24 protein-coding genes and 3 pseudogenes are annotated in these 25,563 nt (G+C 70.9%); 16 read left to right on the top strand and 11 right to left on the bottom strand.

The window, feature by feature from the left end:
- Nucleotides 1-9: 9 nt before the first annotated feature.
- Nucleotides 10-708: a DUF2293 domain-containing protein gene (locus ACWD1U_RS16805; RefSeq protein WP_451108159.1), complete on the bottom strand. Its 699-nt coding sequence runs from the start codon at nt 706-708 to the stop codon at nt 10-12.
- A gap of 137 nt (nt 709-845) precedes the next feature.
- Between ACWD1U_RS16805 and ACWD1U_RS16800 the strand changes: the two genes are divergently transcribed.
- Nucleotides 846-1,487, top strand: a complete 642-nt coding sequence (locus ACWD1U_RS16800; protein ID WP_451108157.1) for a uridine kinase — start codon at nt 846-848, stop codon at nt 1,485-1,487.
- Between the two features lie 147 nt (nt 1,488-1,634).
- The gene (locus tag ACWD1U_RS16795) at nt 1,635-2,063 is read left to right on the top strand and encodes a CBS domain-containing protein (RefSeq protein WP_451108155.1); all 429 of its coding nucleotides are present in this window, start codon (nt 1,635-1,637) and stop codon (nt 2,061-2,063) included.
- 86 nt (nt 2,064-2,149) lie between these two features.
- Here ACWD1U_RS16795 and corA read toward each other — a convergent pair whose 3' ends face one another.
- Nucleotides 2,150-3,277 (bottom strand): magnesium/cobalt transporter CorA, encoded by a 1,128-nt coding sequence (corA, locus tag ACWD1U_RS16790; protein ID WP_451108153.1) that lies wholly within the window; start codon nt 3,275-3,277, stop codon nt 2,150-2,152.
- Between the two features lie 268 nt (nt 3,278-3,545).
- On the opposite strand from corA, the gene ACWD1U_RS16785 reads away from it, so the two are divergent.
- Nucleotides 3,546-4,337: a methyltransferase gene (locus ACWD1U_RS16785; RefSeq protein WP_451108151.1), complete on the top strand. Its 792-nt coding sequence runs from the start codon at nt 3,546-3,548 to the stop codon at nt 4,335-4,337.
- Between the two features lie 59 nt (nt 4,338-4,396).
- Here ACWD1U_RS16785 and ACWD1U_RS16780 read toward each other — a convergent pair whose 3' ends face one another.
- Nucleotides 4,397-5,326: a carbohydrate kinase family protein gene (locus ACWD1U_RS16780; RefSeq protein WP_451108489.1), complete on the bottom strand. Its 930-nt coding sequence runs from the start codon at nt 5,324-5,326 to the stop codon at nt 4,397-4,399.
- A 308-nt stretch (nt 5,327-5,634) separates the two neighbouring features.
- Nucleotides 5,635-6,540, bottom strand: a complete 906-nt coding sequence (locus ACWD1U_RS16775; protein WP_451108487.1) for a pseudouridine-5'-phosphate glycosidase — start codon at nt 6,538-6,540, stop codon at nt 5,635-5,637.
- A 102-nt stretch (nt 6,541-6,642) separates the two neighbouring features.
- On the opposite strand from ACWD1U_RS16775, the gene ACWD1U_RS16770 reads away from it, so the two are divergent.
- On the top strand, nt 6,643-7,071 hold the full coding sequence (locus ACWD1U_RS16770; protein ID WP_451108150.1) for a VOC family protein: 429 nt from the start codon (nt 6,643-6,645) through the stop codon (nt 7,069-7,071).
- 28 nt (nt 7,072-7,099) lie between these two features.
- On the opposite strand, the gene ACWD1U_RS16765 is transcribed toward ACWD1U_RS16770, so the two are convergent.
- On the bottom strand, nt 7,100-7,654 hold the full coding sequence (locus tag ACWD1U_RS16765; protein ID WP_451108149.1) for a methylated-DNA--[protein]-cysteine S-methyltransferase: 555 nt from the start codon (nt 7,652-7,654) through the stop codon (nt 7,100-7,102).
- A gap of 52 nt (nt 7,655-7,706) precedes the next feature.
- Entirely contained in the window at nt 7,707-8,579 is an 873-nt protein-coding gene (locus tag ACWD1U_RS16760; RefSeq protein WP_451108147.1) for a glycerophosphodiester phosphodiesterase, read from the bottom strand.
- A gap of 288 nt (nt 8,580-8,867) precedes the next feature.
- On the opposite strand from ACWD1U_RS16760, the gene ACWD1U_RS16755 reads away from it, so the two are divergent.
- From ACWD1U_RS16755 to ACWD1U_RS16725, 7 genes and pseudogenes are all read left to right on the top strand, one after another.
- A complete protein-coding gene (locus ACWD1U_RS16755) occupies nt 8,868-9,740 on the top strand; it encodes an MHYT domain-containing protein (protein ID WP_451108144.1) in 873 nt (290 codons plus the stop codon).
- A 39-nt stretch (nt 9,741-9,779) separates the two neighbouring features.
- Entirely contained in the window at nt 9,780-11,924 is a 2,145-nt protein-coding gene (uvrB, locus tag ACWD1U_RS16750; protein WP_451108142.1) for an excinuclease ABC subunit UvrB, read from the top strand.
- A gap of 139 nt (nt 11,925-12,063) precedes the next feature.
- Complete coding sequence (locus tag ACWD1U_RS16745; RefSeq protein WP_451108140.1) at nt 12,064-12,642, top strand: TerD family protein; 579 nt, start codon at nt 12,064-12,066, stop codon at nt 12,640-12,642.
- A gap of 71 nt (nt 12,643-12,713) precedes the next feature.
- Nucleotides 12,714-14,732 (top strand): TerD family protein, encoded by a 2,019-nt coding sequence (locus ACWD1U_RS16740; RefSeq protein WP_451108138.1) that lies wholly within the window; start codon nt 12,714-12,716, stop codon nt 14,730-14,732.
- 223 nt (nt 14,733-14,955) lie between these two features.
- Nucleotides 14,956-15,957 (top strand): TerC/Alx family metal homeostasis membrane protein, encoded by a 1,002-nt coding sequence (locus ACWD1U_RS16735; protein ID WP_451108136.1) that lies wholly within the window; start codon nt 14,956-14,958, stop codon nt 15,955-15,957.
- Between the two features lie 129 nt (nt 15,958-16,086).
- Nucleotides 16,087-16,386: a hypothetical protein gene (locus tag ACWD1U_RS16730; protein WP_451108135.1), complete on the top strand. Its 300-nt coding sequence runs from the start codon at nt 16,087-16,089 to the stop codon at nt 16,384-16,386.
- A 140-nt stretch (nt 16,387-16,526) separates the two neighbouring features.
- A pseudogene (locus ACWD1U_RS16725) lies at nt 16,527-17,005 on the top strand (ionic transporter y4hA); the annotation flags it as partial.
- Between the two features lie 28 nt (nt 17,006-17,033).
- Here ACWD1U_RS16725 and ACWD1U_RS16720 read toward each other — a convergent pair.
- Nucleotides 17,034-18,308, bottom strand: coding sequence for an MFS transporter (locus tag ACWD1U_RS16720; RefSeq protein WP_451108133.1), 1,275 nt, complete (start codon nt 18,306-18,308; stop codon nt 17,034-17,036).
- 58 nt (nt 18,309-18,366) lie between these two features.
- Nucleotides 18,367-18,777, bottom strand: a pseudogene (locus ACWD1U_RS16715) (LD-carboxypeptidase); the annotation flags it as partial.
- 102 nt (nt 18,778-18,879) lie between these two features.
- Between ACWD1U_RS16715 and aroQ the strand changes: the two are divergent.
- Entirely contained in the window at nt 18,880-19,353 is a 474-nt protein-coding gene (aroQ, locus tag ACWD1U_RS16710) for a type II 3-dehydroquinate dehydratase (RefSeq protein ID WP_451108132.1), read from the top strand.
- A 182-nt stretch (nt 19,354-19,535) separates the two neighbouring features.
- Here aroQ and ACWD1U_RS16705 read toward each other — a convergent pair.
- Nucleotides 19,536-19,721: pseudogene (locus ACWD1U_RS16705) on the bottom strand (MBL fold metallo-hydrolase); the annotation flags it as partial.
- Between the two features lie 18 nt (nt 19,722-19,739).
- Between ACWD1U_RS16705 and ACWD1U_RS16700 the strand changes: the two are divergent.
- Nucleotides 19,740-21,254, top strand: coding sequence for a recombinase family protein (locus ACWD1U_RS16700; RefSeq protein WP_051869716.1), 1,515 nt, complete (start codon nt 19,740-19,742; stop codon nt 21,252-21,254).
- A 91-nt stretch (nt 21,255-21,345) separates the two neighbouring features.
- On the opposite strand, the gene ACWD1U_RS16695 is transcribed toward ACWD1U_RS16700, so the two are convergent.
- Both ACWD1U_RS16695 and ACWD1U_RS16690 read right to left on the bottom strand, forming a co-directional pair.
- Complete coding sequence (locus ACWD1U_RS16695) at nt 21,346-22,146, bottom strand: hypothetical protein (RefSeq protein ID WP_451108131.1); 801 nt, start codon at nt 22,144-22,146, stop codon at nt 21,346-21,348.
- Nucleotides 22,147-22,323: 177 nt separating this feature from the next.
- Entirely contained in the window at nt 22,324-22,731 is a 408-nt protein-coding gene (locus tag ACWD1U_RS16690) for a hypothetical protein (protein ID WP_451108130.1), read from the bottom strand.
- A gap of 457 nt (nt 22,732-23,188) precedes the next feature.
- On the opposite strand from ACWD1U_RS16690, the gene ACWD1U_RS16685 reads away from it, so the two are divergent.
- The 3 genes from ACWD1U_RS16685 to ACWD1U_RS16675 all read left to right on the top strand — a co-directional run bounded on the left by ACWD1U_RS16685 (nt 23,189) and on the right by ACWD1U_RS16675 (nt 25,562).
- A complete protein-coding gene (locus ACWD1U_RS16685; RefSeq protein WP_451108128.1) occupies nt 23,189-23,431 on the top strand; it encodes a helix-turn-helix transcriptional regulator in 243 nt (80 codons plus the stop codon).
- A complete protein-coding gene (locus ACWD1U_RS16680; RefSeq protein ID WP_451108126.1) occupies nt 23,428-23,619 on the top strand; it encodes a hypothetical protein in 192 nt (63 codons plus the stop codon). The genes ACWD1U_RS16685 and ACWD1U_RS16680 overlap by 4 nt, the downstream gene beginning before the upstream one ends.
- 281 nt (nt 23,620-23,900) lie before the next feature.
- On the top strand, nt 23,901-25,562 hold the full coding sequence (locus ACWD1U_RS16675; protein WP_451108124.1) for a hypothetical protein: 1,662 nt from the start codon (nt 23,901-23,903) through the stop codon (nt 25,560-25,562).
- The last annotated feature ends 1 nt before the right edge of the window (nt 25,563 follow it).

The following is a 25,563-nucleotide window of genomic DNA, read 5'->3' as shown; positions in this document are numbered from 1 at the left end:
GCCTTCACGTCACCCCGCGGAACCGAGCCCCGCCCCGGTCCACGCCCTCAGCACCGTATCCGCCGCCGCCGCGATCCGCCGCCGCGCCTCGTGTCGCGGCACTCCGCTCATCAGCAGCCGGTCGTACGGCGTGTCCAGATGCCGTACGGACGCGATGACCGCAGAGGCCACCGCCCCCTCGGACAGCGCCCGCCCCGCCGCGCTGCGGCCCACCCGCCCGCTGCCCCGCTCCGAGGCGTGCGCGGCGATGGCCAGCGCCCGGTCGGCCGGACATCCGGGGAACAGCCGGAGGATCTCCGCCGCGAACGCCTGCGCGAACCGGGCGTCCTGAGCCGCCCTGCGCCGGGCGTCCCGCACCCGGCGCCGCCGTCGCGCCTCCGCGTCCGCGAGGCACCGCTGCTCGGCCCGGGAGAGCGCCGCCTCCTCGACCAGAACGCCCTGCCGCTCGTAACGGCCCTTGCGCCGGTTGAACCGCACGACCACCGCCGACAGCGTGCTCTCCTCGCGCGATCTGCGCGTCAGCGCGGTGTCGCCGCTCGGCAGGAACACGAGATGCCCCAGGTCGGCACAGTCGAGGCAGCGCGGGGTGCCGTCCTCGAGGACGAGCAGCGGCAGCGGGCCACGTCGGCACTCGGCGCAGGACCGCCGCTTGAGGGGCTGGAAGACGACCGGTCCGGTGAGGGGCGGGAGCGTCGCGCGGGGGACCATACAGAGTTCATTCCCCCTGAGGGGGTGCGCACCGCGTCCGCCGCGGGACGCCCCGGCGATCCCGGTGTCCGTGTCTCCGGGGCGCCCCTCACCCTCGGCCGCCCGGGGGAGGGGAACCTCTCGCGGCCTGACGCATCATGGGCCGTGTGCGACTCGAAGCGATCACCTGGGACCGGCTCGGCGACCTGCTCGCCGAGCGTCTGCTCGACCTGACGCCCGCCGACGGCAGTCCCTGGCCACGCATCGCCTTCGACGGCGCCCCGGCCGCCCGTCCGGGCGACCTCGCGCACCGGGTCTGCGAGGCGCTGCGCGTCCGCGGCCGCTCCTCGCTCGTCGTGGGCACGGAGGGCTTCTTGCGCCCAGCCTCCGTACGGCTGGAGTACGGCCACCGGGACGTGGAGGCCTACTACAGCGGCTGGTACGACACCGGCGCGCTGTGGCGTGAGGTGTTCGGCCCCCTCGAAGCCGGCGGCGACGGCCGCGTCCTTCCCGACCTGTGGGACCCGGCCACCGACCGCGCCACCCGCAGCCCCTACGTCCAACTCCCTCCGGGTGGCGTGTTGTTGCTGCACGGGCCCTTCCTCCTTCGGCACTGGTTCCCCTTCGATCTGAGCGTCCATGTCCTCCTCTCCCCGGGCGCCCTGCGCCGTCGCACGCCCGAGGCGGAGCACTGGACCCTCCCGGCCTTCGAGCGCTACGAGCAGGAGACCGACCCGGTCAGCGCGGCCGACGTCCTGGTGAGGTCCGACGATCCGCGGCATCCGGCGTGGGGTGGCTGAGCGGATCCACGGCGTGGCTCCGTCCGGCCCGCGTGGGCGCTGAGGCGGGTTCGGTGTGCGGGCATCCGGTGGCGCGGCGAGAATGAAGGGCCGGGACTCGCGGTGCGTCCCGCGCCGCGCCGGCCGTCCGGCACCGGGAGGTACCCCATGACCACCGCCGGAGACATCATGCACCGCGGCGCCCAGTGGATCCCCGCCCACGAAACCCTCGACCGCGCCGCCCAGCTCATGCGCGAGCTGAACGTCGGCGCCCTGCCCATCAGCGACGAGAACGAGCGGCTCTGCGGCATCCTCACCGACCGCGACATCGTCGTCGGCTGCGTCGCCCTGGGCCACGACCCCGCCGAGGTCACCGCGGGCGACATGGCCCAGGGCACCCCCCGCTGGATCGACGCGGGCGCCGATGTCAGCGAGGTGCTCCACGAGATGCAGGAACACCGGATCCGCCGGCTGCCCGTGATCCAGGACAAGCGACTGGTCGGCATGATCAGCGAAGCCGATCTCGCCCGGCATCTGACGGACGGCCAGATGGCCTCCTGGGCGGAAAGCGTCTACGCCCGGACCACCACGGCCTGACTGCGGACGTCACCCCGCAGGTCGCTGCCGCACGCCACACCCGCGGACCACCGCCGCGCGTCCTGCCTCGCGGGTCACGGCCCCGGTCACAGCCAGCCGCTGCGCCGGAACCCCCGGTACAGCACCAGGCACGCGACGGATATCACGCCCATGACCATGCCGTAGCCGTACCGCCAGTGCAGCTCCGGCATGTGGTCGAAGTTCATGCCGTACACGCCGCAGACCATCGTCGGCACGGCGATGATCGCGGCCCACGCCGTGATCTTCCGCATGTCCTCGTTCTGCGCGACCGTGACCTGCGCTAGGTGTGCTTGCAGGATGGAGTTGAGCAGTTCGTCGAAGGAGGCGATCTGCTCCTTCGCCCGCAGCAGGTGGTCCGAGACATCGCGGAAGTACGCCTGTATCTCCGGGTCGACCGCACGGATCGGCCGGGTGGCGAGATCCTCCAGCGGCCGGCTCAGCGGCACCACCGCCCGCTTCAGCTCGAGGAGTTCACGCTTGAGCTGGTAGATGCGCCCCGGGTCGGCCCGCGCGCCGGTCTCCGTGAAGACGTCCGTCTCGACCTGGTCGATGTCCGACTGCACCGCGTCCGTGACCGTCAGGTAGTCGTCCACCACGTGGTCGGCGATCGCGTGCAGCACCGCGGAAGGGCCCTTGGCCAGCTGCTGGGGGTCGGACTCCAGCTCCTCGCGCAGCGGGCCGAGCGAGCCGTGCCGGCCGTGCCGCACCGTGATCACGAAGTCGTGGCCGACGAACACCATGATCTCGCCCGTGTTCACCACCTCGCTGGTGGCCGTGAGCTTCTCGTGCTCGACGTAGCAGACCGTCTTGAACACCGCGAAGAGCGTCTCGCCGTACCGCTCCACCTTGGGGCGCTGGTGGGCCTCGACCGCGTCCTCCACGGCCAAGGGGTGGAGGTCGAAGAGCTCGGCGATGCCCGCGAACTCCTGATCGGTCGGCTCGTGCAGACCGAGCCAGACGAAGCCCTCCCGGCTCTTGCGCACGCGCTCCACGGCGTCCACCAGGTCGCCGCGCGCGGTGGTGCGGACGCCGTCCCGGTACGTCACGCAGTTCACCACCGAGGAGCCCAGCGGGGACCTGGCCGGGTGACTGAGGTCGACGCGCGGGCGCCGCCGGGCCAGCCGAGCCACCTTGCGCAGGCCGCCGACCCCGCCGAGGCTCGTGACCTTCCGCAGATTCCCTGCCATGGACATCCGGATCTCCTTGCCTGGAACTCCTCGCGCCGTCCCCGCGCCTTGGCGCGTCAGTCTGCCAGGCCTGCGTGAGCTGCGGGTAAGCCTGTGGAAACGCCTCATTCCGCTTGGTTCCCGGCTGTGGACGAAGGGCTCGCCGAGGCGCCGTGGCCATGCCCCGTCGACGCCTGCCGGCGCCGTGCGGTTCTCAGTGGCGTCGCAAGGGCGCGACGCTCCGTGCCGGAGCGTCGACCGGTATGACAAGTCGGTCAAATGGGATGATCGCGGCATGACGCGATCCGATGGGTACCTTGTCGACAACCTGCAGACCGAGGCGGCAGAGCACTTCAGCGCCTTCGCCGCCCTCTTCGACCCCACGACGTTCCGGCATCTCGAAGCTCTCGGCGTGGGATCCGGCTGGCGGTGCTGGGAGGTCGGTGCCGGCACCACCGTGGTGTCCTGGCTGGCGAAGAAGGTCGGCCCGACCGGACGCGTCGTCGCGACCGACACCGACACCGCGCGGCTCGCCCTCGCCGCCCGGCCTCCCGTCGAGGTGCGCCTTCACGAACTCGGCGCGCAGGAGCCGCCCGGGGAGGGCTTCGACCTGGTGCACGCCCGCCTCGCCCTCGTCCATGTCACCGACCGGGAACAGGCGTTGCGGTCCATGGTCAAGGCCCTGCGCCCGGGCGGACGCCTCCTCGTCGAGGACGCCGACCCCGCCCTCCAGCCTCTGCTCTGCCCCGACGAGCACGGCCCCGAGCAACAGCTCGCGAACCGGCTGCGGCAGGGCTTTCGCAAGCTGCTCGCCGACCGCGGGACCGACCTCCCCTGCGGGCGCACCCTCCCGAGGCTCCTTCGCGGCGCGGGCCTGACGGGCGTCCACGCCGACGCCTACTTCCCCCTCGCCTCACCCGCCTGCGCCGCCCTGGAGTCCGTCACGATCCGCCAGATCCGCGACCAGCTGGTCTCCGGGGGCCTCGCCACGGACCGGGACATCGACCGGCACCTCACGAACGTCACGTCCGGTGTGCTCGATCTGACGACGGCTCCGATGATCTCGGCGTGGGGGCGCAAGCAGTAGGGGAGGCCGCCGTCGGCGGAAGGCGGCTGTTCTCGAAGGCTCCCGATCCGGCACCGGCCTCAGCCGGGCAGCGGTGGCCTGCCGCCCACCCGCTCCACCGCCCGCGCACCCGCCCGGCAGCCCTCCGCCGCGGCGCCCTCCGGCCCGGCTCCCGCGAGCAGGGCGGCGAGGAACGCGCCGGTGAAGGCGTCACCGGCGCCCGTCGTGTCCCGAGGCGTCGCCGGTACGGCGGGAACGCGGGCGGTCACCTTCCCGGCGCGAGCCACGAGTGCCCCCTCATGGCCCTGCTTGGTGACGATCAGCGGAACGCGCAGGCTCAGCTCGGCCGCCGCGTCGGCCGCATCGGTCAGCCCCGTCAGCAAGCAGGCCTCGTCCCGGCTGGGCAGCAGGACGTCCACGCCCTCCACGAGCGACAGGAACCGCTCGGCGCCCAGCCCCGTGAGGAAGCCGGCCGAGGCCGGGTCCAGGCTGACCGGCACCCCACGCGTGCGGGCGGCGTCGAGAGCCACCGTCACCAAGGCCCGGCTCGGCTCGGAGAACAGGAGGTAGCCCGAGAGGTGCAGCCGGGTGACCCCGTCGAGCAGCGCGTCCGACCAATCGGCGGGCTCGAGCCGCAACGACGCGCCGCTGTCGGTGAGGAACGTCCGCTCCGCCGAAGCGCCCTCGTCCACGACGCAGATCACCGTGCCGGTAGGCACCCGAGGGTCGACGACGAGCCGCGGACGCACCCCGTGGGCCACCAGCTCCCGCTCGTGCCATGAGGCCGCCTCCGCTCCCACGCGCCCCAGCAGCCGCACGTCCGCCGCACCCAGGTGCGCCGCCCAGCACGCGACATTGGCGCCCGCCCCGCCGGGTACGGTCCGGATCGAGGCAGCCGTGTCCGTACCGGCCGCGAGCGGCCCCCGATGCCGCGCGACGACATCGGTGATCACGTCCCCGACGACCAGCAGAGCCCCGCCCTGCTCCCCGCCCCGGCCGCCCGCGCGGATCTCCGCCGTGCCCGCGCCGGTCTCTGTGGTGTTGCTTCCGGCTTCAGCTGGGCCGGCGCCGCCTTCTGCGGTGCCGGGTCGGGTCTGCGCCGTGCCCGCGCCGGTCTCTGTGGTGTTGCTTCCGGCTTCAGCTGGGCCGGCGCCGCCCGTCGGCCAGTCGGGCACGCCCTCAGAGGTGTCCGTGCGGACTTCCGCCGAGCCGGTCGTTCCCACGGCCGGGCCCGCTCCGGACCTCGCCGAGCCCGCTGCGCCTTCCGCTGCGCGCCCGGCGCGTCCCCCGTGCCGTGCGGCCGCACGGTGCCCCCCGCTCATCCCCGCGCCCAGGCCGCCGCGATCCGTGCCGCCAGGCGGACGTTGCCCCGGACCGCCGCCAGGTTGGCGCTCAGGGAGGCGCCTTCGGTGTGCCGCACCAAGTAGCCGAGCAGGAACGGCGTGACCGCCTGGCCCGTGACCCCCTCCGCCTCGCACGCGTGCAGCGCGTCCGCGAGTACGCGTGCGTGCAGTTGCGGATCGAGTTGCTCCTCCTCGGGGACGGGGTTGGCGACGATCAGCGACGACTCCGGCCCGGCGAGCGCGTCCTGGGCCCGCATCACGTCCGCAACCTCCTCCGGCGTCCGCAGCGTCCAGTCCACCGGATGCCCCGAATCGGACAGATAGAAGCCGGGGAACCGGTCGGTGCCGTAGCCGGCCACCGCGACACCCAGCGTCTCCAGCCGCTGCAGGGTCGCCGGCACGTCCAGGATCGACTTCACCCCGGCACACACCACGGTGATCCGCGTGCGCGCCAGCAGCCCCAGGTCGGCCGACTCGTCCTGCGTCGCCGTCCACTCCCGGTGCACCCCGCCGAGCCCACCCGTGGCGAACACCCGTACGCCCGCTAGCTGTGCGAGCAGCGCGGTCGCCGACACGGTGGTCGCCCCGCTCGCCCCGGAGGCCACCGCGAGCGGCAGGTCACGGTGGCCGAGCTTGCGGATGCCGTCCTCGTTCGCGACGCGTTCCAACTGGTCCTTGTCCAGGCCGACATGGGGCCGTCCGTCCAGCACGGCGATTGTCGCGGGCACCGCGCCCTCCTGCCGTACGGCCGTCTCCAGTTCCAGCGCCACCTGCAGGTTGCGCGGCCGCGGCAGCCCGTGGGCGATGATCGTGGACTCCAGGGCCACCACGGGCCGCCGCGCCTCGATCGCCGCCCGCACCTCTTCCGACACCACCAGCACCACGCGCCTGCCTCCTGTCCGTCGGTCCTCCCTCATGTCTGGCGGGCGCAGCGCCGGGTCAAACCCTTGCGGCCCGTCTCGGACGCCACGAGTCTGGGACGCATGAAGGACCACACAACACGTCTCGACCACGTCGTCCTGTGGGTGCGCGACCCGGTCGCCGCCGCCGACTTCTACGAGAAGGCTGTCGGCACGGAGATAGTCAGGCTCCCCGAGTTCACCGCCGGTGAGGTGCCGTTCCCCTCGGCGCGCGTCAACCACGAGACCATCCTCGACCTCATGCCGCTGACCTTCGCGGCCCGCATGACGATGCTGCCCGGCTCCGCCGCCAGCGCGGGGCACCCCGTGAACCACGTCTGCCTGTCGCTGCCCCGCGGCGACTTCGACGCCCTCCTCAGCCGCCTCGAAGAACGCTCCGTCCCCGTGTCGGAGCTGTCGTACGACTCCTTCGGAGCCCGTGGCAGGGCCACGCGCAGCTTCTACTTCCGCGACCCCGACGGCAACGTCATCGAGGCGCGGCACTACGACTGACCGGGCCCGCGGCTCAGAACAGCGGCGCTCAGAACAGCGGCTCGGGAAGGACCCCCTCCAGGGCGAGCAGCTTCCGCTTGGTCTCGAGTCCGCCCCCGAAGCCGCCGATGCCCCCACCGCTCTCGACGACCCGGTGACAGGGCACCACGACCGGCAGCGGATTGGCGCCCATCGCCATGCCCACGGCCTGCGCGGCGCCCGGCTGACCGACCCGCCCGGCCAGATCGCCGTACCCCACGACTGTGCCGTACGGCACACCGGAGGCCAGTTCGCGCAGGACCTCCCGGTTGAAGCCGGAGATCAGCGACCAGTCCAATGGCAGGTCGAAGTCGCGGCGCTCACCCGCGAAGTACGCCTCGAACTGGCGTATCGCCTCGGCCAGCAGCGGAGAACCGGGCGCCTCGACGGGCTCGGTGCCCAGCCGCGACGCCAGCCGCTCGACCGCCCGGTCCCGCACCGCGTCCGTGGCGTGGAAGACGACGTTGACCAGGCCGTCCCGGCCGGCGGCCAGCAGCAACGGCCCGATCCGGCTCTCGACGACCGCCCACACGACCCGCGGCTCGGCCCGCCCCTGACTGTCCATGCGTCCACGGTACGACCCGCCACTGACAACGCCGCCCCGGCCGGACGCGAGATCACCCGCCCACGGCCTCCCGCACCACATCCGGCCGGTTCGTGATGATCCCGTCGACGCCGTACGCGGCGACCCGCCGGGCCGTCACCGCGTCGTCGACCGTCCACGCGAAGACCTTCATCCGCCGGCCGTGCGGCCCGGTGAACGCATGGACCGCGGCCACATAGGCCGGGGACAGCGAGCCGTGTGACGGGTTGATCTGGTCGGCGAAGCCGGCGTAGCCCGGAAGGGCCGAGACGGGAGGCGTCCCGAGGAGGCCGGTCTTCACGGCGGGCTTCAGCTCGTGCACCGTCCGCACGCTGTCCGGGCTGAAGCTCTGCACGATCAGCCGCCCGGCCAGATGCGGCCGGTCGAGCCAGCCCTCGTTGCTGAGGACCTTCAGCGTCTGCCGCTCGATGCCCGGATACAGGTCCGGGTTCTTGATCTCCAGGAGAAGCTTCTGGTGACGGCGCTCCACGCGGCGCACGAACTGCTCCAGCGTCGGCACGCGCGCCCCCGCGTACGCGGGGGCGAACCAACTGCCCGCGTCCAGTCGGGCGATCTCCGCGGCGGTGAAGTCCTTCACCTTCCAGGGAGCCCGGCCGGGAAAGACCTCCTCGGCATCGGTGGTGCGCCGCAGGTTGTCGTCGTGAAGGACGACCAGCTCACCGTCCCTGGTGCGCTGGACGTCGTTCTCCACCCAGCGGATGCCGAGCTCCGCCGCCTTGTCCACGGCGGCCAGCGTGTTCTCGGGCGCGTAAGCGGAGGCCCCACGGTGCGCGATGACCAGCGGTGCCGCGCCCCCGCCGGCGGCCCGCGCCGGGGCGAGAGGGAAGAGGAGAGCGGCGGTCCCCAGGAGTGCGGTGGTCGAGGCGGCAACAGCGCGCGCGTGCATGCGTACTCCTCGCGTCGAGCGATCGGCGATATCACAGACAGCACAACTGTGACAGCAGAGAGTCAACGCGAGAGGGGTTCAGGATGACCACACGTTGAACGGCGGTGACCCGACTCCGCTCACCGGTACCGCACAACTGGGGCAGGGCCGTGTTTCTTTGCCGGAATCTCGTTCGACCATTCCGGTGGGGGTCATACTCTCTGCGTCGACCCTGACCGCAGGTGCGGTCCTGGGAGGGGGCGCACATCAGGTATTCCGGGACGCAAACGGCGGGAAGGGCAGCCGCGCATGCAGGGCACGGTCGAAGGATTCAGCTACGGCCTGGTCACACCCCTGGTGGCCTACCTCATGGCCTGCCTGGGCGGTGCCCTGGGCCTGCGCTGCACCACCAGATCCATGCTCGTCGTCCAGTCCTGGCGCCCCGGATGGCTCGCCCTCGGCTCGGCCGCCATCGGCTCCGGCATATGGACCATGCACTTCATCGCGATGATGGGATTCACGGTCCGGGGCACCCCGATCCACTACGACAGGGCCATGACCTTCGCGAGTCTGGCCGTCGCGATCGTGATGGTGGGCGTCGGGATCTTCATCGTCGGCTACAAGGGAGCCCGCGGGACGGCCCTGTTCACCGGGGGCACGATCACCGGCCTGGGCATCGCGTCGATGCATTACCTCGGCATGGCCGGCATGCGCCTGGACGGGACGCTCGAGTACGACACCCTCACCGTCGGCGCCTCCGTGGTGATCGCCATGGGCGCGGCCACCGCGGCCCTCTGGGCGGCCGGCCAGGTCAGGGGATTCTTGTGGAGCGTGGGCGCGAGCCTCGTCATGGGGCTCGCCGTGACCGGCATGCACTACACCGGGATGGCCGCCCTCGACGTCCACCTCCACGGCACGGCCGAACCCACCACGGGATCGTCGCCCGCCGCCCTGCTCGCGCCCATGCTGACGGGCCCGCTCGCCTTCCTCCTGCTGGCCGGCGTCGTCGTGATGTTCGACCCGCTGATGGTCATGGGGAAGCCCGCCACGGTCCCCTCCGAGCAGAGGCCCGGCATCCCCGCCCGCCCCCACACCGGCGTCCACCCCTCCGAGGACCGCCTGCGCTTCCGCTCCCGCCGCCCCGTGGAGCACAGGAGCTCCCGAGCTCCGCAGAACCGCTGATCGGAGCCCGTTGTCAGTGCGGGGTCGTACGGTGGATCCATGCGGCCCGTTTCACAGATCGAACGCACGGTGGCGCCCTTCGAGGTCGTCAGCCCCTACCAGCCGAGCGGCGACCAGCCGACGGCCATCGCCGAGCTCGCCCGGCGCATCCAGGCGGGTGAGAAGGACGTCGTCCTGCTCGGCGCGACCGGCACCGGCAAGTCCGCCACCACCGCGTGGATGATCGAGAAGCTCCAGAGGCCCACGCTCGTGATGGCGCCGAACAAGACGCTGGCCGCCCAGCTGGCGAACGAGTTCCGCGAGCTGCTCCCGAACAACGCGGTCGAGTACTTCGTCTCGTACTACGACTACTACCAGCCCGAGGCGTACGTCCCGCAGTCGGACACCTACATCGAGAAGGACTCCTCGATCAACGAGGAGGTCGAGCGCCTGCGCCACTCCGCGACCAACTCGCTGCTCACCCGCCGCGACGTCGTCGTGGTCGCCTCCGTCTCCTGCATCTACGGCCTCGGCACCCCGCAGGAGTACGTGGACCGCATGGTCTCCCTCCGGGTCGGTGAGGAGATCGACCGCGACGAGCTGCTGCGCCGCTTCGTCGACATCCAGTACACACGCAACGACATGGCGTTCACGCGCGGTACCTTCCGCGTCCGCGGCGACACCATCGAGATCTTCCCGGTCTACGAGGAACTGGCCGTCCGGATCGAGATGTTCGGCGACGAGATCGAGGCGCTGTCCACGCTCCACCCTCTCACCGGCGAGATCATCAGCGACGACCAGCAGCTGTACGTCTTCCCGGCCTCCCACTACGTCGCGGGCCCCGAGCGTCTGGAGCGCGCGGTCAACGACATCGAGAAGGAGCTCGCCGAGCGCCTGGCCGAGCTGGAGAAGCAGGGCAAGCTCCTGGAGGCCCAGCGCCTGCGCATGCGCACCACGTACGACATCGAGATGCTCCGCCAGATCGGCTCCTGCTCCGGCGTGGAGAACTACTCGATGCACTTCGACGGCCGCCTGCCCGGCTCCCCGCCGAACACCCTGCTGGACTACTTCCCGGACGACTTCCTCCTCGTCATCGACGAGTCGCACGTCACCGTCCCGCAGATCGGCGCCATGTACGAGGGCGACGCCTCCCGCAAGCGCACCCTCGTCGACCACGGCTTCCGCCTGCCCTCCGCCCTGGACAACCGCCCCCTGAAGTGGGAGGAGTTCCAGGAGCGCATCGGCCAGACGGTCTACCTGTCGGCCACCCCGGGCACCTACGAGATGTCCCGCTCGGACGGCTTCGTCGAGCAGATCATCCGCCCCACCGGCCTCGTCGACCCGGAAGTCGTCGTCAAGCCCACCGAGGGCCAGATCGACGACCTGGTGCACGAGATCCGGCAGCGCACGGAGAAGGACGAGCGCGTCCTGGTCACCACGCTCACCAAGAAGATGGCCGAGGACCTCACGGACTACTTCCTGGAGCTCGGCATCCAGGTGCGCTACCTGCACAGCGACGTCGACACCCTGCGCCGGGTGGAGCTGCTGCGTGAGCTGCGCGCCGGCGAGTACGACGTGCTGGTCGGCATCAACCTGTTGCGCGAGGGCCTCGACCTTCCCGAGGTGTCCCTGGTGGCGATCCTCGACGCCGACAAGGAGGGCTTCCTGCGCTCCGGCACGTCCCTGATCCAGACCATCGGCCGCGCCGCGCGCAACGTCTCCGGCCAGGTCCACATGTACGCCGACAAGATCACCCCGGCGATGGAGAAGGCCATCGACGAGACCAACCGGCGCCGGGAGAAGCAGATCGCGTACAACAAGGAGAAGGGCATCGACCCCCAGCCCCTCCGCAAGAAGATCAACGACATCGTCGCCCAGATCGCCCGCGAGGACATCGACACCGAGCAGCTTCTCGGGTCGGGCTACCGCAAGGGCAGGAAGGACGGCGGGGGCACCAAGGCACCCGTGCCCTCCCTCGGCAAGGCGGCCGAGCCGGCCAAGTCCGCCAAGAGCAGGGGCAAGGCCGACCAGACCCCGGTGACCGACCGTCCCGCGGCCGAACTCGCCGGACAGATCGAGGAGCTCACCACGCGCATGCGGGCCGCCGCCGCGGACCTCCAGTTCGAGATCGCCGCCCGGCTGCGCGACGAGGTCTCCGAGATGAAGAAGGAACTGCGCCAGATGAAGGAGGCCGGCCTGGCCTGACAGCGTGCCGCGTACGCGCTGTGTTGCAAGACCGACACAAACTGCGCAGCGGGGTACGTCACTGTCAGGGCCGCTGCGTAGGGTTCTGGTCAACCGCGGCTTCGCGGCAACAGGGGACGTTCGAGAGGGGAATCAGCGCGTGACCGTCAACATGACCAAGGGTCAGGCCATCAGTCTGCAGAAGAACGACGGGGGCAGCCTGACCGCGGTGCGCATGGGTCTCGGCTGGCAGGCGGCTCCCCGGCGCGGCCTGTTCGGCTCGCGCACGCGAGAGGTCGACCTCGACGCCTCCGCCGTCCTGTTCGCGGACAAGCAGCCGGTCGACGTCGTCTTCTTCCGCCACCTGGTGAGCGACGACGGCTCGGTGCGCCACACCGGTGACAACCTCGTCGGCGGTGTCGGACAGGGCGGCGACGACGAGGCGATCCTCGTCGACCTCGCGCGCCTCCCGGTCCACATCGACCAGATCGTCTTCACCGTGAACTCCTTCACGGGCCAGACCTTCCAGGAGGTGCAGAACGCGTTCTGCCGCCTGGTCGACGAGACCAACGGCCAGGAACTCGCCCGCTACACGCTCGCCGGCGGCGGCCAGTACACGGCCCAGATCATGGCCAAGGTGCACCGCTCCGGCCCGGGCTGGTCGATGACGGCCCTGGGCAACCCGGCCAACGGCCGCACCTTCCAGGACCTGATGCCGGCGATCCTGCCGCTCCTCTGAGAGCACGCCGGCCCCGGACGGGCCGGCGAGCAGCACCCGACTCCACACAACGACACAGGGGGACGAAGGCGATGACGGCCGAGCTGGTGCGGGGGCAGAACCACCCGCTCTCCCAGGTCCGTCTCGAGGTCCGGATCTCGGCCGGCACGCCGATCGTGGCCGCGGCCGCGCTCAGCGACGAGAACGGCCGGATCCACGGTGTGGAGTGGGTGGCCCACCCGGGCGCACCCACCCAGCCGGGTCTCGAGGTCTCCCGGCAGGCCGCTGCCGATCACCGCCTCGCCGTGGACCTGGACGCCATGCCGGAAGCCGTCCACCGGGTCGGCGTGCTGCTCGCCCTGCCCACCGGCGGGGCGGGGCCCGTCCGCTTCGGGGCCGTGGCGGCTCCGTTCGTCGCCGTCACCGGCCTCGACGGCGCCGAGATCGCCGGCTACACCCTCACCGGCCTGGACGCCGAGTCGGCCGTCGTCGCCCTGGAGCTCTACCGTCGGCAGGGCGCCTGGAAGGTGCGCGCCGTCGGCCAGGGCTACGCGGGCGGCCTCGCCGAACTCCTCACCGACCAGGGCCTGCCGCAGGCCCGGCAGCTCGCCGGCAGCATCAACGACGCGGTGGCCCAGGGCCTGGCCCGCTCGGTGCAGGCGCCCCCGCCGCGCCCGGCGGACAGTGACCGCACCCGGCAGGCCGCCGCCCCCGCCCTCGGCCCGGACCAGGGCGGCACAGCGCCGCAGGCCGGCGCGGTACCCCAGATGTCCCCGTACGGCGGTCAGACCCCCGGCGGGCCGGGACAGCCCGCACCGCAGTCGCCGCCCTACCCCGGCGGCACGCCGGACCCCGACGCGGTCACCCAGCCGTCCGGGCCCACCGCGGGCGGCCCGATCGACTACAGCCACCCGCGCCGCCAGAACGCCGCTCCGCCCCCGCCCCCGCCGACCGCGCCCCCGGCCGCACCCGGGCAGCCCGCACGGCCCGTGGCAGGCGACGCGACCGGCTGGTCCATGGACGAGCGGCTCTACAACCAGGTGTGGGGCATGTTCGAGGACCTCGCCCGCACCACCGCCGCCTACCGCAGCGCCGTCGACTTCGCCGAGTCCCGCATGGACAAGGAGCTCGAACAGGTGCTGTCCGACCCGCGCAGCCGGATCGGCGGGCAGGGCGACGCCGCCCGCGAGGCGGCCCGGGCCCGGCACGCCCAGCTCGTCGACCAGGCCAGGGAGGCCCTCGACCGGGACCTCGCCCAGCTCCAGGCCGAGGCCGACGTCGTCGAACCGGCCCTGCCTCCGGCGTACGCCCGCTGGGACAACCCCGTCTGGCACGCCTACCGGGTGCCGATGGAGCTTCCCATGGCCCTGCGCCTGGGCGATCTGCACCTCCCCGAGGCGGATCGGATCCGCATCCCGATGCTGGTCCGGCTGCCGCTGGAGCGCGGCCTGTGGATCGACAGCGGGCGGAGCGATTCCTCCGACGGGTCGTTCACCGACTCGCACGCCCTGGGACGTCTGGCGATGGAGACGGCGGTCGCGCACGCGGCCCGGCTGCTCGCCGTCCACCCGGCGGGCGAGTTCACCGTCCATGTCATCGACCCGGCCGGCTCGGGCGCCCAGCCCCTGGCCCCCCTCGTGCGGACCGGCGTGCTCGCGGCCCCGGCCGCCCTCGGCGCCGCCGGGGTGGCCGACGTGCTGGGCCGGCTCACCCAGCGGGTCGACCTGGTGCAGATGGCGATCCGCGGCGGCGCGGCCGACGCCCTCCCGCCCGGCTTCGACACCTCGCAGCAGCTGCTGATCGTCAACGACTTCCCGCACGGCTTCGACGACCGCGCCGTGAACCAGCTGCGCTACCTCGCCGACGAGGGCCCGGCCTTCGGCGTTCACCTGATGATGGTCGCGGACCGCGAGGAGTCCTCGGGTTACGGGCCCTTGCTCGACCCGCTGTGGCGTTCGCTGTTGCGACTGACCCCGGTGGCGGACGATCACCTCGCCGACCCCTGGGTCGGTCACGCCTGGACGTACGAGCCGTCGCTGGTGCCCCCCGGCAGCCAGATCCTCCTCCAGGTGCTCCCCCAGGTCGCAGCCGCCCGTACCAAGTACTCGTAAAGCCATCTGAGCTGGGGTTTTGGTCTTTCTTTTGCCAAGCGCTTTACCTGTTCTTGGTGATTGGGTACTGTTGTCGGCACGGAGGGGAGTACTCCCTGTCTGCTGCGACGTGCCCGTCAATACGGATCAGGCCAGATCCCGGGGCGTCGGCCCATCCTTGGGTGGAAGAGACCTCCGGCAGCGACGACGCTGACATGTGCCAGTTACGACTGCCGGAGGCGCAGTGGATGTTTCCGTGACCCTATGGGTCCTGACGATCGTGGGGCTCGTCGCCCTCATCGCGGTCGACTTCTTCATCGGCCGCAAGCCGCACGACGTATCGATCAAGGAAGCCGGAATCTGGACGGTCGTTTGGATCGTCCTGGCCGCCCTCTTCGGACTCGGCCTGCTCGTGTTCGCCGGGGGCCAGCCGGCCGGTGAGTTCTTCGCGGGCTTCATCACCGAGAAGTCGCTGAGCGTCGACAACCTCTTCGTCTTCGTCCTGATCATGGCGAAGTTCGCGGTGCCGTCGCAGTACCAGCAGCGGGTGCTGCTGATCGGTGTGCTCATCGCCCTGGTCCTGCGTGCGATCTTCATCGCCGCCGGTGCCGCGATCCTCGCCAGCTTCTCCTGGGTGTTCTACCTCTTCGGCGCCTTCCTGATCTGGACCGCCTGGAAGCTCATCCAGGAGGCCCGGGCGGACGAGGAGGACGAGGAGTGGGAGGAGAACAAGCTGCTCAAGGCCGCCGAGCGCCGCTTCGGCGTGGCCGACCGCTACCACGGCACCAAGCTGTGGATCCAGGAGAACGGCAAGCGGGTCATGACCCCGATGCTGGTCGTGATGCTCGCGATCGGCACCACCGACGTCCTCTTCGCCCTCGACTCCATCCCCGCGATCTTCGGCCTGACCCAGGACCCGTACATCGTCTTCACGGCGAACGCGTTCGCCCTGATGGGTCTGCGCCAGCTGTACTTCCTCATAGGCGGCCTGCTGAGGAAGCTGGTCCACCTCAGCTACGGCTTGTCGATCATCCTCGGCTTCATCGGCGTGAAGTTGGTGCTGCACGCGCTGCACGAGTCCGGGGTACACGTCCCCGAGATCAGCATTCCGGTGTCGCTCGGCGTGATCTGCACCGTCCTGATCGTCACCACGATCACCAGCCTGCGAGCCTCCAAGAAGCAGGCGGCGGTCGAGGCGGCGCAGGACAGCAGCGGAGGCGCTGCCAAGGACAGCGTCGACGTCTGACCGCGTCGGACGGAGGAACAACCATCACCGGGAGCGGTGGTCGGCGAATTGCCGACCACCGCTCCCGGTGCTTGCTTGGTCCTGAGCGCGTTCCCCGGCCCGGGGACGCCGTGTCCGGCTGGAGGTGCCATGAAGTTCGTACAGATCATCGACTTCGAGACCGAGCGCCTGGAGGAGATGCAGCAGGTGATCGAGGCGGGGCGGCGCAACGCCGAGAGGACGGGCGGCCCCACCCACAGCATGCTGCTCAGGGACCGGGACAGGCCCAACCGCTACCTGGCGCTGATCGAGTTCGAGTCGTACGAGGAGGCCATGCGCAACAGCGACGACCCCGAGACCAGCAGGATGGCGCAGCGGCTGGACACGCTCAGCAACGGCGAGCGGGTCTTCACCAACTGCGACGTCGTGGACGTGCGTGACCTCAAGTAGCCCGGCAGCGCGCGCCGGAGCCTGGCGCGACCGGAGTGCGGGGTGCGCAGCTCGTGCGAGGCGTCCGCCACGAACCGGCGTGACTCGGGCTGGACCGGGCGGGCGAGGCCGAGCCCCTTCCCCTCTGCGACGATCACCGCGTGATCGTTCGGCGCAGGCCGCTCACGGCACAGTGGACGACCCTGGTGCCGCTGCTCGCTGCCGTGCTGCCGGTCTTCACCTGGGGTCGGGATCTGCCGGCGGCGGTCGTCGCACTGGTGACCCTGGTCCTCGTGGGCGCCGTCCTGGCCGCGTGCACCACGCTGAGGTGGTGGCCCACCGGGTGGGTGAACCGTTCGGCTCGCTCGTTCTCGCCGTCGCGGTCACGATCATTCGAGGCCGCCCTCATCGTCACCCTGATGATCGATGACGGGGACAAGGGGGCGACCCCGGCCCGGGACACGATCTTCGCGGCCGTGATGATCACCTGCAACGGCATCGTCGGCCTGTGCCTGCTGGTCGCCTCACTGCGGTTCGGCGCGGCCGTCTTCGACCCAGAGGGCACCGGCGCCGCACTCGCGACCGTCGCCACCCTGGCCACACGGTGCTGCCGACGCTCACGACCAGCAAGCCGGGCCCGCATCGCCCAGGTCACCGCCGCCCCCGCGTCACCCCGAAGCAGCCTCCGCGGCCGCCCCCACCCGCACCGGCCGTGTCTCCGGCAACGACGCGAAGCACCCCAGGCTGACCAGCGCGATCACCGTCAGATACGCCGCCACACCCCACGGCACCCGCCCGCCCTGCTCGGCCAGCGCCGTCGCCACGATCGGCGTGAGCGCGCCACCGAGGACGCCACCGAGGTTGTAGCCGACGGCGGCGCCCGTGCAGCGCACCCGCGGCTCGTACAGCTCCGGCAGATACGCGGCGATCACGGAGAACATCATGATGAACGCGACCATCGCCCCGAGGAAGCCGAGGAACATCGGCAGCGGCGCGCCCGTGGCGAGGAGCGCGACCATGGGGAACATCCACAGGGCGGCGGCCGCACACCCGGCCAGGCACAGGGGCCGCCGGCCGTAGCGGTCACCGAGCAGCGCCATCAGCGGCGTGAGCGCGCCCTTGACCAGCACCGCGCCCATGATGCAGGTCAGCATGACGCTCCGGCTCACCCCGAGCCGTTCCGTGCCGTAGGCCAGGGACCAGGTCGTCACGGCGTAGAAGATGGCATAGCCGATCGCGAGGCCCCCGCCGGTCAGCAGGAGGAGACGCCAGTGGTGGCGGACGACCTCGGCGAGCGGCACGCGCGCGTGGTCGTCGATCTCGAGGAAGCGGGGGCTCTCGGTGAGCGACGAGCGCAGCCACAGTCCCGCCACGGCCAGCACTCCCGCCGCCCAGAACGGAACCCGCCACCCCCACGCGACGAACTGTGCCTCGGTAAGCGCCGAGGACAGCCCCAGCACCACACCGTTGGCGAGCAGGAACCCCAGCGCGGGCCCGACCTGCGGGAAGCTCGACCACAGGGCGCGCCGTTCCGCGGGCGCGTGCTCCACGGCCAGCAGCACCGCCCCGCCCCACTCCCCGCCGAGCCCCAGCCCCTGGAGGAACCGCAACACCAGGAGCAGCAGGGGAGCGAGGACGCCGATCGCGTCGTACGTCGGCACGCAGCCGACCGCGACCGTGGAGGCACCGGTCAGCAGCAGGGAGGCGATCAGGACCGGCCGCCGCCCGTGCCGGTCCCCGATGTGGCCGAACAGCACCGACCCCAGTGGCCGGGCCACGAAGCCCACGCCGAAAGTGGCGAACGCGGCCAGTGTCCCCGCCACCGGTGAGAACGTCGGGAAGAACAGCGGCCCCAGGATGAGGGCCGCCGCGGTCCCGTAGACGAAGAAGTCGTAGAACTCGATGGCTGTGCCGGCGAGCGAGGCGGCCGCGAGGCGCGGCATGGAGGGTGCCTTTACCGTGCGTACGTCGTGCATGCCGCGTCAACTACCCACCGTGACGCTCGCCCATGACGCTCCCGCCGTGGAAGCCGACGATGCCGCAGGTGCGCAGGAACGCGAGCAGGTTGGTGTTGTCGCTCATACCGAAGAACGGCTTCGGGTTCGCCCGGATCAAGTCCCGGTCCAGGTACGGCAGCACGGTGATCTGGTCGTCCCCGCCGATCGACGCGATGACCGCCTTGATGTCCGGGTCGGCGAAGGCGGCGTGGATGTCGTCGGCCCGCTCCTGTGGCGTGGAGCCCATCCTGCGGGTCGCCGGATACTCGACCGGCTCCAAGCCGTACTCCGTGCGCAGCCGCCCCAGGCCCAGCTCGTAGGGGAGCGGGAAGAGGCCCGGCAGGCCGGAGCTGGGCGAGATCACGGCAATGCGGTCGCCGGCGGACGGCTTGGGCGGGTAGGTCGGGCTCGTCATGCCGGGAGGCTACGGCCCGGCGGGCTGTCGGCGCACCGTGATAAACCGGCTGTGAGCAGCGGTCCTCACGGGCCGCCCGACCCTGACCGGACCGGAGGAACCGTGCCCCGCACCCTGGCCCACGCCCCGATCATGATCCTCAACGGCCCCAATCTGAACCTGCTGGGCCGGCGCCAGCCGGAGATCTACGGTTCCGACACCCTCGCCGACGTCGAGGCCCTGTGCGTCAAGGCGGCGGCCGCGCACGGCGGCACGGTCGACTTCCGCCAGTCCAACCACGAGGGCGAGCTCGTCGACTGGATCCACGAGGCGCGGCTGAACCACTGCGGCATCGTGATCAATCCGGGCGCCTATTCGCACACCTCCGTCGCCATCCTGGACGCGCTCAACGCCTGTGACGGCATGCCCGTGGTGGAGGTCCACATCTCCAACATCCACCGGCGCGAGTCGTTCCGGCATCACTCCTACGTCTCGCTGCGCGCCGACGGGGTCATCGCGGGCTGCGGGGTGCAGGGATACGTGTTCGGTGTGGAGCGGATCGCGGCGCTGGCGGGGGCGGGGCAGGCGGAAGCATGAGCCGTTCCGTGCAAGCCCCGCCGACCCAGGGACGACCCTTGCAGCCGTCCCGCATCCACGATCCGCCGCACGCGCACCCCAGGGCAGAAGCGAGGGCATGTGCGACGCCGGTGTGTGCGAACGCTTCACACGCGGAGTGTGCGCGGCTCACCCCTCCACGCTCTCGCGCCCCGCGCGGTCCATCACCACCCGCGCGCGTGCCACTCCGGCAGCTGCGGGCGCTCCGCGCCCAGGGACGTGTCGTTGCCGTGCCCCGGGTAGACCCACGTCTCGTCCGGAAGCACGTCGAAGATCTTGGTCTCGACGTCGTGAATGAGACTGGCGAACGCCTTCGGGTCCTTGTGGGTGTTGCCCACACCACCGGGGAACTCCTAGGGTTCTCTACCGTGAACACTAAGACGCTCCCGCGCCGTACCCTCGTCTTCTTGTACGCGCGGATCTCCGAGGACCCCCGCGACCGCCGACGGGGCGTCAACCGGCAGATGAGCGACCTGCGCACGTTCTCCGAGGAGAACGGCTGGGAGGTTGGCGGCGAGTACATCGAGAACGACGTCTCCGCCCACTCGGGCGAGGAACGCCCCGAGTACGACCGGCTGATGGCCGACGCCATCGAGGCCGCCCGCGAACCCGGTGTCCGGGTCATCGTCGCGGGCTACCACCCGTCGCGCGTGTGGCGGCGCCGTGTTGAGCGCGCACAGGCGATCGAGGACTTGCGGCACGCGGGGTGCTGGGTCGCGTTCGAGTCGGGCGGCCTGTTCAACATGGCGAAGGCGTCGGACCGGTCGCAGCTCGCCAACCTCGGCGAGTCCGACACCGCCGAGTCCGAGGTGAAGAGTGAGCGGGTGGCTCGGGCCGCCCTGGAGCGCGCCCAGGAGGGCCGGGCGAACGGCGCCGTGGCGTACGGGTGGCGGCGTCAGTACGTGTACGACACGCGAGGCCAGGTGAGCGGATTCCATGACGTCGAGGACCCGGTACAGGCCGGCATTGTCCGGGAGATCGTCACCCGCCTGCTGGCTGGCGGCAGTCTCATCGGCATCACGGCTGACCTGAACGAGCGTGGTGTGCCATCGCCCGGTGCCGGGATGCAGCTCAAGCGGCGGGCGGTCGGGCAGAACGAGAACGGGTCGCTGTGGAACAAGACCAGCGTGAAGAAGCTCGCGCTGCGGCCGGCGAACGTGGCGCTCCGCGTGCATCAAGGCGTGGAGTACAAGGCAGCATGGCCGGCGCTCATCACGGACGAGCAGTACGCACAGCTGCGGAACCTGTTCGCGGAACGGGCCGTGGTGCGGGAACTGCCGGGGGCGCGGAAGCACCTGCTGACGTGGGGCGAGGTCGCCACGTGCGGGCCGTGCGGGTCGGTGCTCCGGGTTGCGCTGAAGGGGAACGCGTCCCGGGGCAGGAAGCAGCCGACGTACGTCTGCGACGCGCGCGGCTGCGTTGGCCGGAACGAGGAAGCGCTCGACCGCTACGTGGGGCGGGTAGTTGTGGCGGTGCTGTCGCGGCCCGAGGCGGCCGAGGTCTTCCGCGGAGACGACTCGGCGGCCCTGGCGGCGCTTGAGCGGGCGGAGGGGTTGAAGGCGCGCCAGGAGGCGGCGGCGGACGACTACGCGGACGGGATCATCACCCGTGAGCAGTTGCGGCGTATCACGGCGAAGCTGGCGAAGCAGATCACGGACGCGCAGAACGAGGCCCGGCGGCTGCGGCCGGCCTTCGACCTCGACGCTTTCGACGGCCTTGTGGGGCCTCGGTCGGAGGAGACGTGGGAAGCGCTCGAGGTGCCGCAGCAGCGGCGGGTCCTGGACGGCCTGGGCCTGCGGTTGAAGGTGCATCCCGTAGCGCGGCGCGGCCCTGGGTTCGACCAGACCACCATTCAGCTCCACTGGGCGCGGACGGGCGACTGAGCACGCGGATGCCGCAAGGGCCGGCAGGATCATTTACGACACTGTTGGCGACTCCGGCGGGGGGCTCAGGGACTGTATTGGTGCCAGGTGCTCAAGAACGGCTGCGTAGCAGTCGCAGGCGGCAATGCCACCTTGTGTCGGGCAGGACGCGAACAGTGCCTCGAGGGCCGTCCAGAGGGGGAGGACCGGCCAGCCAATCCCCCGCAGCCGTCACGAACTCCTCACGGCCTGCGTCCATGGCGTTGCGCGCCTCTTGATCGCGCTGCCTCAGCTTCCCGAGCATCTCCCGGCGCTGCGCCGACCCCAATGCCACCCCCACTTGGAGCCAGTCGGGCTTTCCCAGCCCTACCAGATCGCTCTCGATCATGTGCAGTTCCTGTTCCCTGTCCGACTCCCGCTTTCCGTCCTTCACCGCCTGGTCGTCCTCAGCCCGGAGCTTCATCACCTCCTCCAGTACCCACCCCAGCGCCGGCTCGGCATCGTCACCGCGCTCTTCGATCATCGCCGTTTCGCGCTGCACGTCATCGCGCAGCTTGTGAAGCATCCGCTCCTCCTCGGACGGCTTGAGCGCGTCTTTCCCCGCGAGGTTCTCGACCGCGGCCGTGATCCGCTTCGCAATGTGGACCGGAGGGCCCCCGGGGTGGAATACGACCCGTACCCGCAGGAACTCCGACTTCACCCTGGCGCGCGTGTCCGGCGTGGGATCGTCCAGCACCGCATCCACAGAGTCCAGAAACCGGCCCACCACGTCCAACCGGTCCTTGGTGTACGACGACTGAAACGTCGTACGCGAGGACAGATCTGCCGATCGGAGGGCGACCACGGCCGCGACTAAGGCGGCTAGCGCCGTGGCGACCGCTGTGGCCAGGGGAAACCACTCAGGATTCGTCATATCGGCATGGTCGTCACCCGGGCATCAACTCATGTGCTACTTGAGGGATTTCAGAGGAAGACGCCTCCGCCGAGAAATCGACACCCTTCCGAAAACGCCACGTTGGCCTTCACGACCACAGCGGGGTCGTGATAGACGATGTCACGTTCACTCCCAGGATTCGTGACCAGTGTCGGATCATTTACTGCCGGGCCCTCTGAGGTCTTCCCAGAGCCTGCCGGCCTCCTCGGCGAAGTCGTACATGCGCTGCTCACGTGCTTCCCTCTGTGCGTCGGTCTCGTCGTCCGGGATGTGCACTCCCACCTCGGGGGCGGCTACGCCGGAGGCGTGGGCCATGCGGTACACGAGCAGCTTGGGCCCGGGTTCGCCTCCGGCGCGGCCTTTCACGGCGGGGGCAAGCCATCCCTCTTTGCGGGCTCGGGCGAGCCATGTGCGGATGGTCTCCGTCGGGCGGTCGAACCGTGCCGCGACTCGCCTTAGGGCGCCGGCCGGTTTCTCCTCGGCGGTCTCCTCCAGGTATGCCTCTGCGAGTTGCCGCAGCAGGTCATCAGTGATGAGGGGGCGCCCGCCCCGACGAGGGAGCACGGGTTCCTGGCGTGGGGCCAAGGGCTCCGCCGCCGGAGGCTGCGTTCCTCTGCGCCGTGCCTCTTCGAGTGCGAGGAGCGTCTGTAGGGAACTCACGATGCGCCCGAACGGGAGGTTCTTCACCTGGACCGCGCTGAGTGCCCCGGCCGGGTCGTTGGGGCGGACCTCAAGACGGGTGAGGCGAACGCTTCGGCCTGACAGGCGCGCCGCACCGGTGACAGTTACGGCCCCGTCGTCGTACGAGAAGGGCCGGGTCTCAGCGTCAGCGGGTTCGCCGAGGGTGATGGGGAGGCCGGTATAGGCGTTTTCCGCTGCGCGGAGGACGTCATCGGGGCGAGGCGCGGTGGACATGGTCCCACGATCACTACGTGGTGAGTTGTAAGCAAACCCTGAATAGGCAACTCACCATGTTGGAGCCTGGTTGACTTCATTATTCACCATGCTGCAACATGGCCACATGACCGCCACTATCACTGCGCGGATCAACTCGCGCATGCGTCTCCGACATGACCTCCCGGAGCCTGAGCAGCGGCGCAGCATCCGGGAGGCCGCCGGCCTCTCGCAGCAGGACATCGCCGACATCGTGGGGGTTTCGCGCCAGGCCATCACCGCGTGGGAGGCGGGAGACCGCTACCCCCGCAAGGCGCAGCTGGCCCGGTACGTCGAAGCGCTTACGGCCTTGAAGGCGGCCGTCGCGTGAACGTCACCCCGGACGGCTGGTGCTCACCCTCCGAAGGGCAGGACGTCGAGGCGTTCATCGCCGAATTCGTCGCGTCCCGGCCACCACTCACCGGGGCGGAGATCGCCGAGCTGCGCGCGATCTTCCGGCCCGCCCTGGCCAAGGTCGCGCAACGCGCGGCCTCCGAGGCGGACATCGATGCCGCCTAACTGCACGCAGACATGCGAAAGGCCCAGCTCCCTCTCACAGTCGCCGGGCCTATCTCAGCACTCCACAGGAGCACCTTCTGTGCGCCACACCCTAGCGGGCCCCGTGGCTCGCGCCCACGATCCGGGCTGGTTTTGGGCCGCCGGTGTGAACACCGCTCGGCCCCTTGTCTCCGGGGGCCTGGGGGCTAGGCCGAGCGGCTTCCTACTGGAGGCCCCAGCATGACGCACTTGCCCGCCTGTACCGCCGCCACGGCCGGTGTCTTCCTCGCCGGGGGTGCCCGATGAGCGAGGCACACGCCGCCGAACAGCTCGCCGAGCTGCACGGGCCGGACCGCAACCCGTTCTACGGCACGTACGTCCGCGACTGGATCGCTCTGTGCGACGACCTCCGCGACCCCGACGTGCGCGGCTACCTGATCCTGCGCTCCTTGGTGTTCGAGGGAAAGGGCGTCAAGAACCGCGTACGGGTCCTGACGCTGGCCGAGCTGTGCAAGCTCATCCCGGGGCCGAACAAGAAGCCGTCCAGCCTCAGCCGCGTCCGTGAACTGCTACGGCATCTGTCGGCCGTGGGACTGGTCACCACGCCCGAGGGGGGGCCGGTCACCACCTCGTCCGGGGGGAAGGCACAGGGCCGCCCGCTCCGTATCAAGATCCACGATCAGCCTGCGAACGGCTTCCGGCCCACGTGGCCGAACACCGAGGAGAAGCTCTCATCTGTCCGTCCGGAGGCAGAACAAGCCGCCCGTGAGGCAGCGGAGCGTGACGCCTCCCGCGCAGCAGCCAAGGCGACGACGACCGCGGCTGGTCAGGATTCCGACCAGGACGACGCTGGTCGGAATTCCAACCGAGCTGGTCAGGATTCCAACCGAGCTGGTCAGGATTCCAACCAGGACCCGGGGGGCGACCTCGAAGAACCAGTCCCGTACTGCTCCCCTTTCCCTTCTGCCTCTTCAACTGCTGGGGAATCGGTGGCTGACGCCGTAGGCCAAGATGCAGGTGGTTTCGCGCGTGCGGGCGTGAGGAGTAAGGCGCCGGGGGAAAACGGCCAGGCCGGCAGCGGCTCCGCCGCGTCAGGAAGCGACCTCTCTGCTCAGTGCAACACCACCCGCTCTCCGAGGCCCCGGACGACCACGACCACCCCGCGTCGTGAGGCCCCCGGCTTTGACCAGGTGCGGGCAGCCATCCCGGCCGCCGTCGCCAACCCCGGCACGCGGCTCTACGCGGGCCTTCACCGGGCGATCAACGACTTGCTGACCGGAAACGAGGGCCACGGCATCCCGCGCCGCACCGCGGACCAGGTCGTCGCCCGCATCAACCGCCGCTGGTACGGCGAGAACGCCGAAGAGCGCTCCGCCGCCGGATACACCCCCACCGACGACGCCCCCGGCGTCCAGCCGATCAGGAACCCGTCCTCGTGGCTCGCCGCCGCGATCCTTGCTCAGGACTGCTCAGACCTCTCGTGCGAGGACGGCGAGATCATCGGCACCGACGGTACGCCGTGCCCGGTCTGCCGGGAGCGGCACGCCGAGGAGCGTGCGGCACGCCAGGCCACCGCTGAGCTCCGGGCGCGGTTGGAGGCCGAGAGTCAGGCGCACGCCGCCGCACACGCCGCTGCCGAGGAGTGGGAGACCGCCCGCGCCGACGAGGAGCGCCTTCTCCGGACCCGACTCGGGCACGCCGGGGTGTGGGGCAACAAGCTGGAGCACCAGGTGGCCAAGCACATGTACGGCTGGCGGGAGCGCAACCCGCAGACGACCAGCACCCCAGCGCAGTGCCCCGTAACCGTCCCGGTCCTGGTCGCCGACGACCAGGACGACGGCATTGACGAGCACGACCAAGACGACGCCGCCAACCAGCCCGCACCTCCCAACAGCGAGTACCGGGCCTGGCGCGAGCAGCAGGCAGCGGCCAAGCACGCCGCACTCACCGGAGCTCCGTTCTAGC

The organism is Streptomyces sp. NPDC002788 (assembly GCF_053592115.1).
Note: the sequence above shows the minus strand (reverse complement) of the source record. Positions and strands in the feature narration are given on the sequence as shown.

Coding starts and splice junctions, on each gene's coding strand:
- ACWD1U_RS16695 (WP_451108131.1), bottom strand. CDS start 22,146: ATGACGAATCCTGAGTGGTTTCCCCTGGCCACAGCGGTCGCCACGGCG.
- ACWD1U_RS16740 (WP_451108138.1), top strand. CDS start 12,714: ATGACGGCCGAGCTGGTGCGGGGGCAGAACCACCCGCTCTCCCAGGTC.
- ACWD1U_RS16730 (WP_451108135.1), top strand. CDS start 16,087: ATGAAGTTCGTACAGATCATCGACTTCGAGACCGAGCGCCTGGAGGAG.
- ACWD1U_RS16755 (WP_451108144.1), top strand. CDS start 8,868: ATGCAGGGCACGGTCGAAGGATTCAGCTACGGCCTGGTCACACCCCTG.
- ACWD1U_RS16760 (WP_451108147.1), bottom strand. CDS start 8,579: ATGCACGCGCGCGCTGTTGCCGCCTCGACCACCGCACTCCTGGGGACC.
- ACWD1U_RS16785 (WP_451108151.1), top strand. CDS start 3,546: ATGACGCGATCCGATGGGTACCTTGTCGACAACCTGCAGACCGAGGCG.
- uvrB (WP_451108142.1), top strand. CDS start 9,780: ATGCGGCCCGTTTCACAGATCGAACGCACGGTGGCGCCCTTCGAGGTC.
- ACWD1U_RS16720 (WP_451108133.1), bottom strand. CDS start 18,308: ATGCCGCGCCTCGCGGCCGCCTCGCTCGCCGGCACAGCCATCGAGTTC.
- ACWD1U_RS16800 (WP_451108157.1), top strand. CDS start 846: ATGGGCCGTGTGCGACTCGAAGCGATCACCTGGGACCGGCTCGGCGAC.
- ACWD1U_RS16770 (WP_451108150.1), top strand. CDS start 6,643: ATGAAGGACCACACAACACGTCTCGACCACGTCGTCCTGTGGGTGCGC.
- ACWD1U_RS16675 (WP_451108124.1), top strand. CDS start 23,901: ATGAGCGAGGCACACGCCGCCGAACAGCTCGCCGAGCTGCACGGGCCG.
- ACWD1U_RS16765 (WP_451108149.1), bottom strand. CDS start 7,654: ATGGACAGTCAGGGGCGGGCCGAGCCGCGGGTCGTGTGGGCGGTCGTC.
- corA (WP_451108153.1), bottom strand. CDS start 3,277: ATGTCCATGGCAGGGAATCTGCGGAAGGTCACGAGCCTCGGCGGGGTC.
- ACWD1U_RS16685 (WP_451108128.1), top strand. CDS start 23,189: ATGACCGCCACTATCACTGCGCGGATCAACTCGCGCATGCGTCTCCGA.
- ACWD1U_RS16795 (WP_451108155.1), top strand. CDS start 1,635: ATGACCACCGCCGGAGACATCATGCACCGCGGCGCCCAGTGGATCCCC.
- ACWD1U_RS16805 (WP_451108159.1), bottom strand. CDS start 708: ATGGTCCCCCGCGCGACGCTCCCGCCCCTCACCGGACCGGTCGTCTTC.